Genomic DNA, 13,822 nt, shown 5'->3' on the forward strand with positions numbered 1-13,822 from the left:
GGGGGAGGCAGGGTGGTCAGCCGAGCAGGCCGGCGTCACGGGCGGCGCGCAGCGACGGCTTGATCCGGTGGGTGGGGCCGACCTGGCCGGCGACCGCGTCGAGGGTCTTCAGCCCCTCGCCGGTGTTGAAGACGACCGTCTCGGCAGCCGGGTCGAGCCGGCCGGACTCGACCAGCTTGCGCAGTACCGCCACGGTGACCCCGCCGGCGGTCTCGGCGAACACGCCGGTGGTCCGGGCCAGCAGCTCGATGCCGGCCCGGATCTCGTCGTCGTCGACGTACTCCATCCAGCCGCCGGTGCGCCGCACCGCCTCCAGCGCGTAGAGCCCGGCGGCCGGGTCGCCGATGTTGAGCGACTTGGCGATGCCGGTGGGCTTCACGGGGGTGATGGTGTCGGTGCCGGCGTGCAGGGCGGTGGCGATCGGGTTGCAGCCGGCCGACTGGGCGCCGAACACCTTCCAGCCGCCGGCCGGCGCCTCCACCAGGCCGATCTCGACCAGCTCGCTGAACGCCTTGTCGATCTTCGTGAGCAGCTCACCGGAGGCCATCGGGATCACGACCTGCGCCGGGATCCGCCAGCCGAGCTGCTCGGCCACCTCGTAGCCCAGGGTCTTGGAGCCCTCGGCATAGTAGGGGCGCACGTTGACGTTGACGAACGCGGTGTCCTCGAACTCGTCGGTCTCCACCAGCTCGCCGCAGAGCCGGTTCACGTCGTCGTACGAGCCGTCGATGGCGACCAGCTCACCGCCGTAGACAGCGGTGGTGACCACCTTGCCCTGTTCCAGGTCGCTGGGGATGAAGACCACCGAGGGAACCCCGGCACGGGCCGCGTGCGCGGCGACCGAGTTGGCCAGGTTGCCGGTCGAGGCGCAGGCGAACCGGGTGAAGCCGAGCGCCCGGGCGGCGGTCAGCGCCACCGAGACCACCCGGTCCTTGAACGAGTGGGTCGGGTTGGCGCTGTCGTCCTTGACCCAGAGCGGCGCGGTGATGCCCAGCTCGGCGGCAAGGTGCGGGGCGGCGACCAGCGGGGTGAGCCCCGGGTCCAGGGTGACCCGGGTCGCCGGGTCCTGGCCGGCTGGGAGCAGGGCCGCGTACCGCCAGATGTTCTGCGGGCCGGCCTCGATCCGCTCCCGGGTGACGGTGGCGAGCGCCGCGCTGTCGTAGTCGACCTCCAGTGGGCCGAAGCACTCGTAGCAGGCGTGCTGAGCGGCGAGTGGGTACCGGGCCGAACAGGCGCGGCAGACCAGGGCGCGGGCGGGGCTGGCGGTGGTGTCGATGCCCGAGGGGGCAAGCGTCGACGTCATGTCGAGATTCCTCTCATCTTTCCCCGCGTCGCACCCTGCGGCGGGGACGGAATTGGCACCTGCCCCGCCGGTCGCTCTGCGGTGAGCGCGCGGGGTGGTTGCCGGGGCGTCGTCGGGCCGTATCCCTCAGCCCCTCTGGATGAGGTATGAAGTTGTGCCGCCGAGTCTATGCACTGCTGCCGCGTCTGCCGAGCCGGGTTCCCACGCTGTGAGCGGCCCCGCACGATCCTGCTAGCGGGCGACCGCCGCGACCGGGTCGACCACCGCCACCGGGTCGGCGACCGCGGTCCCCGCGGAGTCGGCGGGGCGTTGGCGGGCGACCGGGCGCGGGCGGGTGGTCAGGTTGGCGGCGACCAGGGCGGCGATGGTCAGCGCCGCGCCGACCAGCTCCACCGCGCCGACCTGGTAGCCGCGGACGGCCTGCACCGCGAACGTGGTCACCGGGACCAGGTTCATGAACAGCGCCGCGTTGGCCGAGCCGAGCCGCTGCACGCCGGTGTTCCAGGCCAGCACCGCGATCACCGCGGCCACGATGACGGCGTACGCCAGCTGCGGGGCGACCGCGACGAGGTCGGCGGCGGCCGGCGCGTGCTGCCAGCCGGCGAGGTCGGCCACGGTGCTCGCGGCCAGCATGGCGAGCATCCCGGCGAGCGTGGTCAGGGTGGTGTAGCGCAGCGGGGACCAACCGCCGAACCGGCTCGCCCCGTGCGTGTAGGTCGCCCAGGCGAGCACCGCGCCCACCATCAGCAGCCCACCCACGCCGAACTCACCGAGGCCGTCGAGCCGGCCGCGGGTGATCACCAGGCCGACGCCGACCAGCGCGACCAGGGAGAGCGCGAGGAGCGCCGGCCGTGGGCGTACGCCGTCGCGTGCCCAGCGGACCAGTTGGGTGACCAGCGGGGTGGTGGCGGCGAAGAGCGCGATCTGCTGCGGGGCGGCGTGCCCGAGCGCCAGGTTGGTCAGCAGGTTGAAGCCGGCGAACCCGACGATGCCGAGCACCGCCACCTCCGTGGCCCGGCCGGCGAGGCGCAGCGCGACGGCCCCCTCCCGGAGCAGTAGCAGGGCGAGCAGGACGGCGGCGGCCAGGACGTACCGGGCGGTGGCCAGGTTCAGCGCGTCGACCCGGACCAGCGCGCTGGCCAGGACGGGGAACATCACGCCCCAGCTGAGGACGGCGAGCAGCGGGAAGGCGGCGGCCCGAGAGCGCATGACAGCTCCTATGTTCGAGTATCTTCGAACCAACGCCCACGACAGTAGGAGCTTGTTCGACGAAAGTCGAACAAGCGTTACACTGGTCACATGGAGCTGCACGAACCCGAGTTGCGCGACGTGCCGGTCACCGCCGTGCTGGCCGCACTGGCCGACGACGTCCGGCTGGGGATCGTGCGGACACTCGCCGAGGGCGGCGAGTACGCCTGCGGCACCTTCGAGTTCGGGGTCTCCAAGGCCACCCGCAGCCACCACCTGAAGGTGCTGCGCGAGGCCGGACTGACCCGCACCCGGGTGGCCGGCACCAGCCGGTTCGTCCGGCTGCGCCGGGAGGAGCTGGACCGCCTCTACCCCGGCCTGCTCGACGCGGTGCTCGCCGCGCCCGCCCCGGCCTCCGCCGGCTGACCGCCCTCCCCCGGCGCGGCAGGCCCGGGCGCCACCACCGCCGACACCGAGTCACCGGGACGAGCCGTCGACCCGAACTCGGATGCCGCCGCCCGGCGGCATCACTCGGACGAGGCAGCCGACCGAACCGGGGAGCGGACACCCTGACCGCGCACCTACTGCCGGCGCCCGCCCTGCTCGCGGACGTAGACGCCGCGACCCGGCGCGCCGACCACGACGCCCCGGTCACGAAGCAAAGCCACCGCCCGGGCAGCTGTCGAGAAGGAGACGGAGTACAACTCCGCAAGCTTTGAGTAGGACGGAAGCTTGTCGCCGGGCTGGTACTCGCCCGCCTCGATGCGAGCGGTGACGTCGGCTGCGATATCGACGTAGCTGAGAGGGATGGCAGGCATGGAGTCCTCCGGGTTGGCACTCCCATCTGATCATCTGATCACCGCAAACCTCAAGAACATCGTTGACCTATGTCACTAGGTTGAATAGCATCGGGGCGAGTCGCCCGGGTTGGCACCAGGGCAGATTCCCTCTCCGGGGTCCTCCCGGACCGCCGGGGTGGCCCGCAGGCCGCCCCGGCACCTCGGCAGTTCGCAGATCGCAGATCGCACCAGCCGTGCCGCTGTGGCGCGGCGCACGAGCAGGCCCGGGGCGGGTGCCGGGCTCCGGCCGGCAGCCACCCGGGCGGCTGTCGTACGACCCCGCCCGCCTCGGCGCCGCGACCACAGGGAGGGCCATGGACCAGAGCACTCGGGACGGCGACCGCCCCGGGGCGGATCCCTCGGCACCGCGCTGGATCGTCCACCTGCCCACCACCCTCACCAGCCTGGCCGGGGCCGCCGCGCTGGCCGAGGCGCTCCGGGGCTCGCTCGGGCACGTCACCGTCATCGACTTCGGCGAGACGACGCTCAGCGAGGAGGACCGCCAGTTCCTGCGTACCCGGATCTGGTGCGACCACCGGCTACCCGGCGGCGGCCGGTGCGCCCGGCGCGCCGAGCACGCCGGCACCTGTTCCATCGGCCAGGACGCCAGCGATGTCCCACCCGATCCAGCTCGACAGGCGCCAGAGACACTGCGTCGACCCGGGCGGTAGCACGGACGGGGCAGCTCGACAGCGGCGGCCGGACACACCACGGCGGGCCGGCGGCGCGCCAGACGGCAACCGGCCGCGTGCGAGACGGCAACCGGCCGCGTGCGAGACGGCAACCGGCCGCGTGCGAGACGGCAACCGGCCGCCCGGCAGGCGGGATCGGCGGATGCGAGGATCGGCGGATGGCATCCCGACCGGCGGCGCGTCGCCGCCACACACTCCTCGGCCTGCCGATCGCCGGCGCCCTGCTGCTCAGCGCCTGCACCCTCGACGACCACTCGCGCATGGGCGGGGACGGGCCGGCACCGGCGACCGGGACGGCCGGACCGGGCCCGACGGCGTCGGGGGCCGACCCGCTGGCCGCGTGCCCGGAGCCGGGCGTCCGGATCCGCGCCCTCGGGACCGACGCCGCCATGGGGCTGCGCGCGCTCGGCCTGGAGCTGGTCAACTGCGGTCCGACCAGCTACCCGCTGCACGGCTACCCGTCCCTGCGCGTGCTCGACGCCGACGGCGAGCCGATCCCGGTCCAGGCGGTCGAGGGGGCGACCGGCATCACCTCCGGCTTCGACGACCCGCCCCGGTCGATGACCCTGCAACCCGGAGAGCGAGCCACCGCCGCCGTGCTCTGGCGCAACCTGGTGACCGACCCGACCGTGGTCGCCACCGCCGGGGAGCGCCTGGAGGTCGCCCCGGTCGCCGGCCAGCCGGCCCAGCCCGTCGGCCTGGACGGCCCGATCGACCTGGGCAACACCAACCGGGTCGGGGTCAGCGCCTGGCGGAACGCGACCGAGCCGGCGGCCACGCCGACACCGGCCGGCCCGACACAGGACGCGCCGGCACCGGGTACGCCCGAACCGACCCGGTCCGTGCCGGTGCTATGAGACGACGTCCTTGCGGGTGAACCGCCAGAACGCCAGGCCCCAGAAGAGCGTCGCGTAGCTGATCGCCGAGATGGATCCGCGGACCACGTCGTCGGTCTGCACCGGCGTGGAGAGCAGCCCGAGCCAGGCGGTGCCGTAGTGGGTCGGCAGGAACGCGCGCAGCGCGCCGAGCGCGGTGATCTGGTCGAGGATGCTGGAGAGGATCCAGAGCAGCACGGCCCCGCCGACCGCACCCAGCGCGGCGTCCGTCGTCACCGACAGCAGGAACGCCAGGCCGGCCACCACCAGCAGGACGACCGCCAGGTAGCCGAGGACGCCCAGCAGCCGCAGCAGCCCCTCCCCCGGCGCCAACTCGGCGGCCACGGTGCTGCGCAACGGCTCCCAGCCGTAGCGCAGGGTGCCGATCAGCAGGGCGGTGCCGGCGAGCAGCAGCAGCGCCAGCGCCGAGTACGCGAGCGCGACCAGCAGCTTCACCGCCAGCAGCCGCGCCCGGGGCACCGGCACCGACAGCAGGTAGCGCAGGCTGCCCCAGCTCGCCTCGCTGGCCACGGTGTCCCCGCAGAACAACGCCACCACCACGACCAGCAGGAACGACGCCGAGACGAAGATGGTGAACAGGGTGAAGTTCAGCCCGCCGCTGGTGGCGAACTCGATCAGGCTGCCGAACTCGCCCCGCCCGTTGTCGTCGTCGTTCCCGGAGTCGAACTGGAACGCGATCAGGATGATCAGCGGCAGCAGCACCATGAACCCGAGGGCCAGCTGGGTACGCCGCCGCGACGCCTGCCGCCGGAACTCCGCGCCGAACGGCAGCGTCGCCGAAGGTCGGTAGCCCGCCGCCGCACCGACCGAGCCGGCCCGGCCCGCGCCGTCCGGGCGCGCCTCGACGCCAGAGCCCGCCATCACCTGTCCCCGCTTCCCCGAGAGTTCTCGCCCACCAGGGCGAGGAACGCGTCCTCCAGGCGGCGCCTCGGCACCACCCGGTCCACCCCGATCCCGGCCCGGACCAGCTCCGCCACCACCTCACTGCGGGCGGTGCCGTTGGTGTCCACCACCAGCTGGCCCGCACCGTCGGGCAGCACCCGCACCCCGGCAAGCCGGTCCAGCACGGTACGGGCGGCCTGCGGGTCGGTGACGTCGAAGAGCACGCTGGGCGACTCGCCGACGATCTCCTCGACCGGGCCGGACGCGACGATCCGGCCCTTGTTCACCACCACGGCGTGGGTACAGGTCTGCTCCACCTCGGCCAGCAGGTGGCTGGAGACCAGCACGGCGCGGCCGTCGGTGGCGTAGCGCTGGAGCACCCGGCGCATCTCCGCGATCTGCGGCGGGTCGAGCCCGTCGGTCGGCTCGTCCAGCACCAGCAGCTCCGGCAGGCCGAGCATGGCCTGCGCGATGGCGAGCCGCTGCTTCATGCCGTGGCTGTAGTTCTTGATCTTCCGGTGCACGGAGCCGCCCAGCCCGGCGATCTCCAGCGCCTCGTCGAAGTGCGCGTCCTCGACCGACCGACCGGTCACCCGCCAGTACGCCTTCAGGTTCTCCAGGCCGGACAGGTGCGGCAGGAACCCGGGCCCTTCGACCAGCGCGCCGATCCGGGAGAGCACCGGCGACCCCGGCACCAGCCGGTGGCCGAAGACGTAGATCTCCCCGGCGGTGGGCTGAGTCAGCCCCATCAGCACCCGCAGCGTGGTGGTCTTGCCCGCGCCGTTCGGGCCGAGCAGGCCGACCACCTGACCGCGGTGCACCTCGAAGTCCACGTTGGAGACCGCCACGAAGCCGTCGGCGTACTCCTTGCGGAGCTGGCGCACGGCCAGCGGGGTGTCCGCGTACGCCGGGTGGACGGAGCTGTCCTGGCGGCGGTGCCGGCGGCGGACCACGGCGACGACCACGACGAGCCCGACCGCGATCGCGGCGAGCAGCCCGACCAGCACCCAACGCCAGACCGTGGCGGCGGTGGGGATGGGCTCACCGGCCAGGGTCGGCAGGGTGACCGCGCCGCCACCGAGGGCCACCGTGTGCACGACCGGCTCAACCGGCGTGGCGTAGGCCTGGTCGGAGGTGGCCACCACCACCCGGAGCCGGTGCCCGGCCTCGACCCGGCGGACGATCGCCGGCAGGGTGACGGTCACCGGGCGCGCCGCGTCGATCTCCGCCGGCAGGCCGGTGAGCCGGACCGGGGCGACCAGCCCGTTGGGCAGGGTCGCCGCGCCGTTCGGGTCGACGTCGTAGAGCTTGACGAAGAGCACCGCCTCGCCGGTCGGCGAAGCGGCCCGGATGTCAACGGTCGGCGCGCCGGCCACGTCCACCGCCTCGGCCAGCGGCGCCGACTCGAACCGGGCGTGCTGGCCGGGGATGTCGCCGGCCACCCCGCCGAGCAGCGCGGAGAGTTCCCCGGCGAAGGGCACCGAGGAGATGGCGGCCGGGTTCCCGGCCGGCGGGTTGGCGACCTGCTGCGCCGGGCCGGCGAGCTCCACCTCCCGACGGCCGGTGCCGCCGGTGCCCGGGTAGTCGGCGGTGCGGTAGCCGGTGGCCACCAGGCCCCGGTCCAGGGCGTCGAAGCCGGCGATCCGCGACCAGGTGAAGTCGTCGCCCGGGACGGAGCCCGCACCCTTGACATAGTGGTCCAGCCACTGGGCGGTCAGGAACCTGACCCGGTCGGAGTCGGTCCTCGGCCCCTCCCCGCCGTCGTGGCCGCCGGTGAACCAGGCGACCCGGACGGGGGTGCCGGTGGCGGCGATGCCGCGGGCGTTGACGTCCGCCTCGCTGAGCGGGAAGAGGGTGTCCGCCTCGCCCTGCACCAGCAGCGTCGGAGCGCTGATCCGGTCCAGCACGCCGGCCGGCGAGGAGCGGCGCAGCAGGTCCACGGCCGCCTGGTCGGCCCGGCCGGTGGTGGCGATCCGCAGGTACGCGGCGCAGACGTCGGCGGCGAACCGGCCGCAGGACGGGTCGGCGGCGCCGGCCGGCGCGCGCCCCGGACCGGTGCCCGGTCCGCCGCCCGGCCCCGGGCTCGGCGGCCCGGCCGAGGCAGGCGCCCCCTCGGGCTGGGCGGCGCTGGCCCCGGAGAGCCCGGCCGGCCCGGAGCCGGCGTTGCCGCCCCCGCCGAAGAAGAGACCGGCCCAACCCTTCTTGAACACGCCCTCGACGGGTTCCTTGCCGGTGCTCTCCGGCAGGAACGCCCGGGACAGGTCGTTCCAGGTGATCATCGGGACGATCGCGTCGACCCGCTGGTCCTGCGCGGCGAGCAGCAGCGCCAGCCCGCCGCCGTACGAGCCGCCGACCACGCCGACCGCCGGGTCGCCGGCGGCGTCGGTACGGACCTCCGGACGGGCGGCGAGCCAGTCCAGCAGTCGCTGGGCGTCCCGGACCTCGTAGTCGGGGTGGTCGAGGTGGATCTGCCCGCCACTGCGGCCGAACCCCCGAGCCGTCCAGGTCAGCACCGCGTACCCGCGGCCGGCGAACTCCTCCGCGTCGGCGCGGACGGACTCCTTGGTGCCGCCGAAGCCGTGCGCCAGCAGCACGGCCGGCACCTTGCGATCGGCCGATGCGTCCCCCGGCAGGTAGAACGTGGTGTCCAGGTCGACCGGCTGGTCACCGGCCGGTCCGGACCGAACGGTGAGCATCGCGGCCTCGGCGCGGACGTCCGGGCCCTGCGGTCGGAGCACCCAGGCCACGGCGGCGGCGACCAGCACGACGACCGCCGCGGCGGCGACCGCACGCCGGCGGGTGGGCAGGGCACGCCGGATCCACGCGGCCGACAACGGCGATCTCATTCGCCACACGGTACGGCCCGGATGCTGAGCGTTGGCTGAGACCGGGCCGCCCGGGAGTGGGGGGACTGAACTCCTGAGCGGTCAGCTCCGTTTCCTCAGAAGAGGTGGTGGTGATGAGAGGTGGCCTGGACGAGACACTGGCCCGGCTGGCCCGACGCGAGGAGGCGTTGCGCCGGCGGGTCACCGAGCCGACCGACCCGGCGCCGGGTCGGCGCCGGGCGAACGAGGGCGGGTGGCGGGATCCGGTCAAGGAGGTCGTCGAGGCGGTAGGCCGGGTGGTCGCGGCTCACCCCGGCACGGCGGTCGCGCTCCGCGTCGAGCACGACGGGCAGGCGTACCCGCTGCGGGTGGCCTGGTCCGGCGGGAGCGTGACGGTCAGCGCGGAGGTTGCCGCCGTACCACCGCCGGTGTGGCCCATGCCGGTCGGGACCGTGCCGGACCGAACGCCCGGCTGGGACGGATCGAGCCCCGACCCGGCGGCCCGGCTGGCGGAGCTGATCCGCCGGGACCCGTCCCTGCTCAGCGACCTCGACCCGCACCCGTGACACCGGCCCCGGCCCGCCCGCACGCAGGACCGACGGGTCGGACGCGGCGGCGGTACGCGACGGGCGTGGGGTGACGGCGGCGGCTAGGGTCGGGCGGGTGGCGCAACCCGACCTGACCCTGACCGCCTGCCTGCGACCGGCGGCGCTGGACGCCCGGCGCGGCGTCGTCCGGCTGCACCCGGAGGTGCTCACCGCGCTGGCGCTGCGCCCCGGGGATCCGGTGCGGCTGGCCGGCGGGCGGGTGACCGCCGGCATCGCCGCGGCGGGAGAGCCGACCGCGGGCGTCGCCCTGCTTCACGCCGACGACCTGATGCTGGGCAACCTCGGCGTCCGCGACGGGGGCCAGGTGACGGTGGGCCCGCTGCCGGTCACCGCGGCCCGCCGGGTGGTGCTCACCGGTCCGGCGCAGGTCGCCGCGGCGGTCGCCCCGGAGATGCTCCGGCTGGCCCTGCTCGGCAAGGTGGTGACCACCGGGGACGACGTGTCGCTGCTGCCGCAGGACGTGCTGCCGGACGCCTCGGTGCGCGGGCTGGTCGAGGCCGCCCGGCGGAGCCTGTCGAACAGCGTCGGGTACGCCTGGACCAGCACCCTGCTGCGCGTGGTCGCCGCCGAGCCGGACGTCGGCTCTCTGGTCACCATGGACACCCAGGTCGGCTGGGAACACGGCCAGGTCACCCACGGTTCGGCCAGCATCGGGCCCCGGACCCGGGCCACGTCGGCCGGCCCGGTGCGCCCGGGCGGTGCACCGACCGCCGCCTCCGCGAGCACCGACGCCGGGTCGGCGGCCGGTGTGGCGGGAGCGACCGACGCGCCCTTGGTGGAGGAACTGCCCGGGCTGCGAGCCCAGGCCCAGGAGCTGACCGAACTGCTCGACCTCGGCTTCCACCACCGGGAGGTGCTCGGCCGGTTGGGCACCGGCGTCTCGCTCGGCGTCCTGGTCGACGGGCCGGCCGGCTCCGGCAAGTCGGCCCTGGTGCACGCGGTGGCCGCCCGGGTCGGCGCCGGCGTCCGCCCGCTCTGGGGGCCGGAGGTGGCCGCGCTGACCAACCAGGCGGCCGCCGACCGGCTGCGCGCCGCCGCCGCCGAGGTACGCGCCGCCGGTCCCGCCGTCGTCCTGCTGGTCACCGACGTGGAGGCGCTCGCCCCAGCGGACCCGCCGGGCCCGGTGGCCACGGTGTTCCGCCAGGTGCTCGCGGAGACTCTGCGGGCCGGGGCGGCCGTGGTCTGCACCACCGGCCGCCCCGAGGCGGTCGACCCGGCGCTGCGCGGCCCCGACCTGCTCTCGCTGCGGATCCGCGTCCCGCTGCCGGACCCGGCCCTGCGCCGGGAGCAGCTGGCCGTGCTGACCCGGCAGGTCCCGCTCGCCGACGACGTCCGGCTCGACGAGGTCGCCGCGCGTACGCCCGGGTTCGTCGCCGCCGACCTGGCCGCGCTGGTCCGCGAGGCCGGAGTGCGCGCGGCGCTGCGACAGAAGTCCGCGCCGACGCCGTCGGTGGCGATGGGCGACTTCACCACGGCACTGGAGGTGGTCCGGCCGACCACGATGGCCGCGTCGACCCTGGAGATCGCCTCGGTCAGCCTCGACGACGTGGGCGGCTTGGCCGAGGTGAAGGAGACGCTCACCGAATCGGTGCTCTGGCCGCTGTCCTACCCGGACACCTTCGCCCGGCTGGGCGTGCAGCCGCCGCGCGGCGTGCTCCTCTACGGCCCACCCGGCTGCGGCAAGACGTACCTGGTGACCGCGCTGGCCGGGTCCGGCCGGGCGAACGTGCTCTCGGTCAAGGGCGCGGAGCTGCTGTCCAAGTGGGTGGGCGAGAGCGAACGGGCGGTCCGCGAGCTGTTCCGCCGGGCCCGGGAGGCGGCACCCACGCTGGTCTTCCTCGACGAGGTCGACGCACTGGCGCCGGTACGCGGCCAGGCCACCGACGGCGGCACCACCGACCGGGTCGTCGCCGCGCTGCTCACCGAGCTGGACGGGGTGGAGACGCTACGCAACGTGGTGGTCGTCGGCGCGACCAACCGCCCGGACCTGGTCGATCCGGCGCTGCTGCGGCCGGGCCGGCTGGAACGGCTGGTCTACGTGCCGCCGCCCGACGGCCCGGCCCGGGCGGAGATCCTGCGCGCCGCCTCGCGGAACGTGCCGCTGGCACCGGAGGTCGACCTGGCCGGGCTGGGCGAGCAGCTGGACGGGTTCTCGGCGGCGGACTGCGCAGCGCTGGTGCGGGAGGCGGCGCTGGCCGCCATGCGCGAGTCGCTGGCCGCCTCCACGGTCACCGCCGCGCACGTCGCGGCGGCCCGCGCCCGAGTCCGCCCGTCCCTGGACCCGGCCCAGGTCGCCTGGCTCGCCGCGTACGCGGCCGGCCGGGAGTGACCCGGAGTCAGAACGCCGGGGGCGTCGAATCGAGGCAGATTTCGGCGCGCACCGTGTCGCCGTTCTCGCGCAGCGTCGCGCCGCACTTCTCGAGTACCGAGACGGCTCCGGAATTGTCCCGCCTGGTCTCGGCCACCACGCGCCGCATGCCGGCCGCCGCGGCCACGTTCAGCAGCTCGCGCAGGGCGGCCGGGCCGATTCCCTGGCCGCGCGCGGACCGGCCCAGCCACATCCCGGTCTCGACGGTGCCCGGCTCGTCGCGGCGGGTCATCCGGATCATCCCGACCACCTCGCCGCCGACCAGGATCGCGTACATCTGGGTGCCGGTGGGGCCGGACAGGCCCCCGAACCTCGCCCGGTGGAACTCCCGGAACGCCTCCCGGCGGGCGTGCGACCACCCCGCCGGCGCCTCCACCGGCGGCATCACGTCGGCGGGCTCCGCCTCAGCGGCCGCTACGGAGAGCAACGGCTCCAGGTTCTGCTCGTCCACCGGCTCCAGCCGGACCGCTCCCGTCACGTGCCGCAGTCTGCCGGCCCTACCGGCCCAAGTCCACCCCGTTGGGCGTGCACTGGCGGTCCGGCGGAAGGTTGCGGCCGGTCGGCCCGCATCGTGTTCCGCCTCACGCTCCGCTGTCAGCCACCCGCCCGACCGAGCTCCGGCGGCGGGCGGACTCCGGGGCCTGCGCGGTCAGCCACCCCACCCCAATCGGGAGGGCTCAGGCCCCGGGCGAGAACTCGCAGAGCACGACCGAGGCGTCGTCGGCCGCCTTGTGCCGCCGGAGCCGGTCGGGGTGGTCGCGCTCGGCGGCCCGCACCCGGTCGATCAGTGCGCCCGGCCCTTCGGCGGTCACCACGTCCAGCAGCCCCGCCCAGTCGAGCAGCCCGAACTGCTCGACCACGGCCGAAGCACCGTCGCTGAGCAGCGCCGCCCGGCGTACCGCGCCGGGGCCCCGCAGCGGCAGGGTCCCGGTCACCGCGTGGAACGCCGCGTCCGGGTCGGCGGCGGCCACCCAGTAGCCGTGGGTACGGTTCATCCGCTCCCGCTGCACGCCGACCGCCTGCCGGAACCGGGTGGCGCGGTCGGCGGAGTCGGCCGGCAGCGCCGCGACCGTGGCCCGCAGTTCCGCCATCGCGGTGTCCAGCCGGTCGTCGGTGACCACGGTCACCTCGCCACCGGCGTCGAGCACCAGCGGGCTGTCGCACAAGACCAGGTAGTCGACGTGGTCACCGCCGTCGCGGAGCAGACAGACCGTGCTCGACGGGGTGCCCGGATGATCCAGGTCGCATTCGTCGGCATGGTCGGCCCGGACGGCGAGGATCGCCGCCGCCAGGTTGCTCATCAGGGTGGCCGTGGGGCGGACCGCCTCGGCCAGCCCGAGCCGGGCGGCGAGGTGCCGCACGTACCAGGACGGTCCGTGTACGCAGCCGGTGTCGAAGCCCTCCGGCACCGTGGCGCCGTCGAGCACGCCGACCAGCGGCCCGAAGCGGAAGACCAGGTCCTCGTTGACCGGCCGGTCGGGCGGCGGCGCGGACGCGGAGCGTACCCGCATGGTCCGTGCCGCACCGACCACCCGGGTCGCCTCAGCGGCAGCCGTCGTCGGCGGTCGCATACGCCTGTCCCTCCTGCCGGGCCCGCTGCCCCGCGCCGGCCGCGCCGGCCGCTGACCGGCCCGGTTTGATCGCCGTCATCGCCCGCTCCCTCCGTCGGCCCTCGGGGGGCCAGGGGTCGCACCCCGGTACCTGAACCGGCCGCCGACCGCAGCCCGGAACGCCGTCCGCCTACCCGCGCCGGTCGCCGACATTCCGCCCCGCCGGTCCGCGCCCTCGATCGGCGGGCAGCACCGGACGAACCGGTCGCGACGGGTCGGGTGGCACGACACCGGTCAGCGGCGGCGGTTGCGTGCCCGGGAGGAGCGCAGCCGGCGCAGCCGGCCGACCAGGACCGGTTCGGCGGCCAGCGCGGCGGGGTGGTCGAGCAGCGCGTTGAGGAGTTGGTAGTAGCGGGTGGCGGAGAGGCCGAAATTGTCCCGGATGGCCTGTTCCTTCGCGCCGGCGTGCCGCCACCACCGCTGTTCGAAGGCGAGGATCTCCCGCTCCCGCTCGGTGAGCCCGGCGGCGGGGCCGTGCGGGTCACCCCCGGCGCCGCCGGTCGTGAGCGCGTCCGTCGGGTCGGCGTCCGGAGCCGACGGCGGAGCGGTCTCCGCGTCCGGTGCGGAGCGCGGCGGCGGGACCGGGGCGGCCTGCGGGGTCGGCACGGAGC

General features: G+C 75.2%; 13 protein-coding genes and 1 riboswitch. Of the genes, 5 read left to right on the forward strand and 8 right to left on the reverse strand.

The features are described from left to right. Positions 1–16 precede the first annotated feature (16 nt). Together thrC and C1I99_RS20700 are read right to left on the reverse strand one after the other, a co-directional pair. Positions 17–1,303 (reverse strand): threonine synthase, encoded by a 1,287-nt coding sequence (gene thrC / locus C1I99_RS20695; RefSeq protein WP_111135876.1) that lies wholly within the window; start codon positions 1,301–1,303, stop codon positions 17–19. A gap of 10 nt (positions 1,304–1,313) precedes the next feature. Beyond that, a riboswitch (SAM riboswitch) is annotated at positions 1,314–1,449 on the reverse strand. Between the two features lie 85 nt (positions 1,450–1,534). Then, complete coding sequence (locus C1I99_RS20700; protein ID WP_111135877.1) at positions 1,535–2,512, reverse strand: DMT family transporter; 978 nt, start codon at positions 2,510–2,512, stop codon at positions 1,535–1,537. A 90-nt stretch (positions 2,513–2,602) separates the two neighbouring features. On the opposite strand from C1I99_RS20700, the gene C1I99_RS20705 reads away from it, so the two are divergent. Beyond that, positions 2,603–2,917 carry an ArsR/SmtB family transcription factor gene (locus C1I99_RS20705; RefSeq protein WP_111135878.1) on the forward strand — a complete coding sequence of 105 codons (315 nt, stop codon included), beginning with the start codon at positions 2,603–2,605 and terminating at the stop codon, positions 2,915–2,917. A 155-nt stretch (positions 2,918–3,072) separates the two neighbouring features. Here the strand turns inward: C1I99_RS20705 and C1I99_RS20710 are convergent, their stop codons facing one another. Next, a complete protein-coding gene (locus C1I99_RS20710; protein ID WP_111135879.1) occupies positions 3,073–3,309 on the reverse strand; it encodes a winged helix-turn-helix domain-containing protein in 237 nt (78 codons plus the stop codon). A 335-nt stretch (positions 3,310–3,644) separates the two neighbouring features. On the opposite strand from C1I99_RS20710, the gene C1I99_RS20715 reads away from it, so the two are divergent. Further along, complete coding sequence (locus C1I99_RS20715) at positions 3,645–4,001, forward strand: hypothetical protein (protein ID WP_233512615.1); 357 nt, start codon at positions 3,645–3,647, stop codon at positions 3,999–4,001. A 179-nt stretch (positions 4,002–4,180) separates the two neighbouring features. Beyond that, positions 4,181–4,879, forward strand: coding sequence for a DUF4232 domain-containing protein (locus C1I99_RS20720; RefSeq protein WP_111135880.1), 699 nt, complete (start codon positions 4,181–4,183; stop codon positions 4,877–4,879). Here C1I99_RS20720 and C1I99_RS20725 read toward each other — a convergent pair. Together C1I99_RS20725 and C1I99_RS20730 are read right to left on the reverse strand one after the other, a co-directional pair. Next, complete coding sequence (locus C1I99_RS20725) at positions 4,874–5,779, reverse strand: DUF2705 family protein (protein ID WP_111135881.1); 906 nt, start codon at positions 5,777–5,779, stop codon at positions 4,874–4,876. The two genes, C1I99_RS20720 and C1I99_RS20725, sit on opposite strands and share 6 nt — an antisense overlap. Continuing rightward, positions 5,779–8,646: an alpha/beta fold hydrolase gene (locus C1I99_RS20730; protein ID WP_111135882.1), complete on the reverse strand. Its 2,868-nt coding sequence runs from the start codon at positions 8,644–8,646 to the stop codon at positions 5,779–5,781. The genes C1I99_RS20725 and C1I99_RS20730 overlap by 1 nt, the downstream gene beginning before the upstream one ends. Before the next feature lie 113 nt (positions 8,647–8,759). On the opposite strand from C1I99_RS20730, the gene C1I99_RS20735 reads away from it, so the two are divergent. Both C1I99_RS20735 and C1I99_RS20740 read left to right on the forward strand, forming a co-directional pair. Next, complete coding sequence (locus C1I99_RS20735; protein ID WP_111135886.1) at positions 8,760–9,191, forward strand: hypothetical protein; 432 nt, start codon at positions 8,760–8,762, stop codon at positions 9,189–9,191. A gap of 97 nt (positions 9,192–9,288) precedes the next feature. After that, positions 9,289–11,562: an AAA family ATPase gene (locus C1I99_RS20740; RefSeq protein ID WP_111135883.1), complete on the forward strand. Its 2,274-nt coding sequence runs from the start codon at positions 9,289–9,291 to the stop codon at positions 11,560–11,562. 7 nt (positions 11,563–11,569) lie between these two features. Here the strand turns inward: C1I99_RS20740 and C1I99_RS20745 are convergent, their stop codons facing one another. The 3 genes from C1I99_RS20745 to C1I99_RS20755 all read right to left on the reverse strand — a co-directional run bounded on the left by C1I99_RS20745 (position 11,570) and on the right by C1I99_RS20755 (position 13,817). Continuing rightward, complete coding sequence (locus C1I99_RS20745) at positions 11,570–12,079, reverse strand: GNAT family N-acetyltransferase (protein ID WP_111135884.1); 510 nt, start codon at positions 12,077–12,079, stop codon at positions 11,570–11,572. Between the two features lie 199 nt (positions 12,080–12,278). Beyond that, on the reverse strand, positions 12,279–13,112 hold the full coding sequence (locus tag C1I99_RS20750; protein WP_233512616.1) for a hypothetical protein: 834 nt from the start codon (positions 13,110–13,112) through the stop codon (positions 12,279–12,281). Between the two features lie 333 nt (positions 13,113–13,445). Next, positions 13,446–13,817, reverse strand: coding sequence for a DUF3263 domain-containing protein (locus C1I99_RS20755; protein WP_233512617.1), 372 nt, complete (start codon positions 13,815–13,817; stop codon positions 13,446–13,448). Positions 13,818–13,822: the final 5 nt, after the last annotated feature.

This window comes from Micromonospora deserti, assembly GCF_003236335.1.
Taxonomy (GTDB): Bacteria; Actinomycetota; Actinomycetes; order Mycobacteriales; family Micromonosporaceae; genus Micromonospora; species Micromonospora deserti.

Excerpts from the sequence above, each read along its gene's own strand:
- thrC (WP_111135876.1), bottom strand. The coding sequence starts at position 1,303 with ATGACGTCGACGCTTGCCCCCTCGGGCATCGACACCACCGCCAGCCCC.
- C1I99_RS20700 (WP_111135877.1), bottom strand. The coding sequence starts at position 2,512 with ATGCGCTCTCGGGCCGCCGCCTTCCCGCTGCTCGCCGTCCTCAGCTGG.
- C1I99_RS20705 (WP_111135878.1), top strand. The coding sequence starts at position 2,603 with ATGGAGCTGCACGAACCCGAGTTGCGCGACGTGCCGGTCACCGCCGTG.
- C1I99_RS20710 (WP_111135879.1), bottom strand. The coding sequence starts at position 3,309 with ATGCCTGCCATCCCTCTCAGCTACGTCGATATCGCAGCCGACGTCACC.
- C1I99_RS20715 (WP_233512615.1), top strand. The coding sequence starts at position 3,645 with ATGGACCAGAGCACTCGGGACGGCGACCGCCCCGGGGCGGATCCCTCG.
- C1I99_RS20720 (WP_111135880.1), top strand. The coding sequence starts at position 4,181 with ATGGCATCCCGACCGGCGGCGCGTCGCCGCCACACACTCCTCGGCCTG.
- C1I99_RS20725 (WP_111135881.1), bottom strand. The coding sequence starts at position 5,779 with ATGGCGGGCTCTGGCGTCGAGGCGCGCCCGGACGGCGCGGGCCGGGCC.
- C1I99_RS20730 (WP_111135882.1), bottom strand. The coding sequence starts at position 8,646 with ATGAGATCGCCGTTGTCGGCCGCGTGGATCCGGCGTGCCCTGCCCACC.
- C1I99_RS20735 (WP_111135886.1), top strand. The coding sequence starts at position 8,760 with ATGAGAGGTGGCCTGGACGAGACACTGGCCCGGCTGGCCCGACGCGAG.
- C1I99_RS20750 (WP_233512616.1), bottom strand. The coding sequence starts at position 13,112 with ATGCGGGTACGCTCCGCGTCCGCGCCGCCGCCCGACCGGCCGGTCAAC.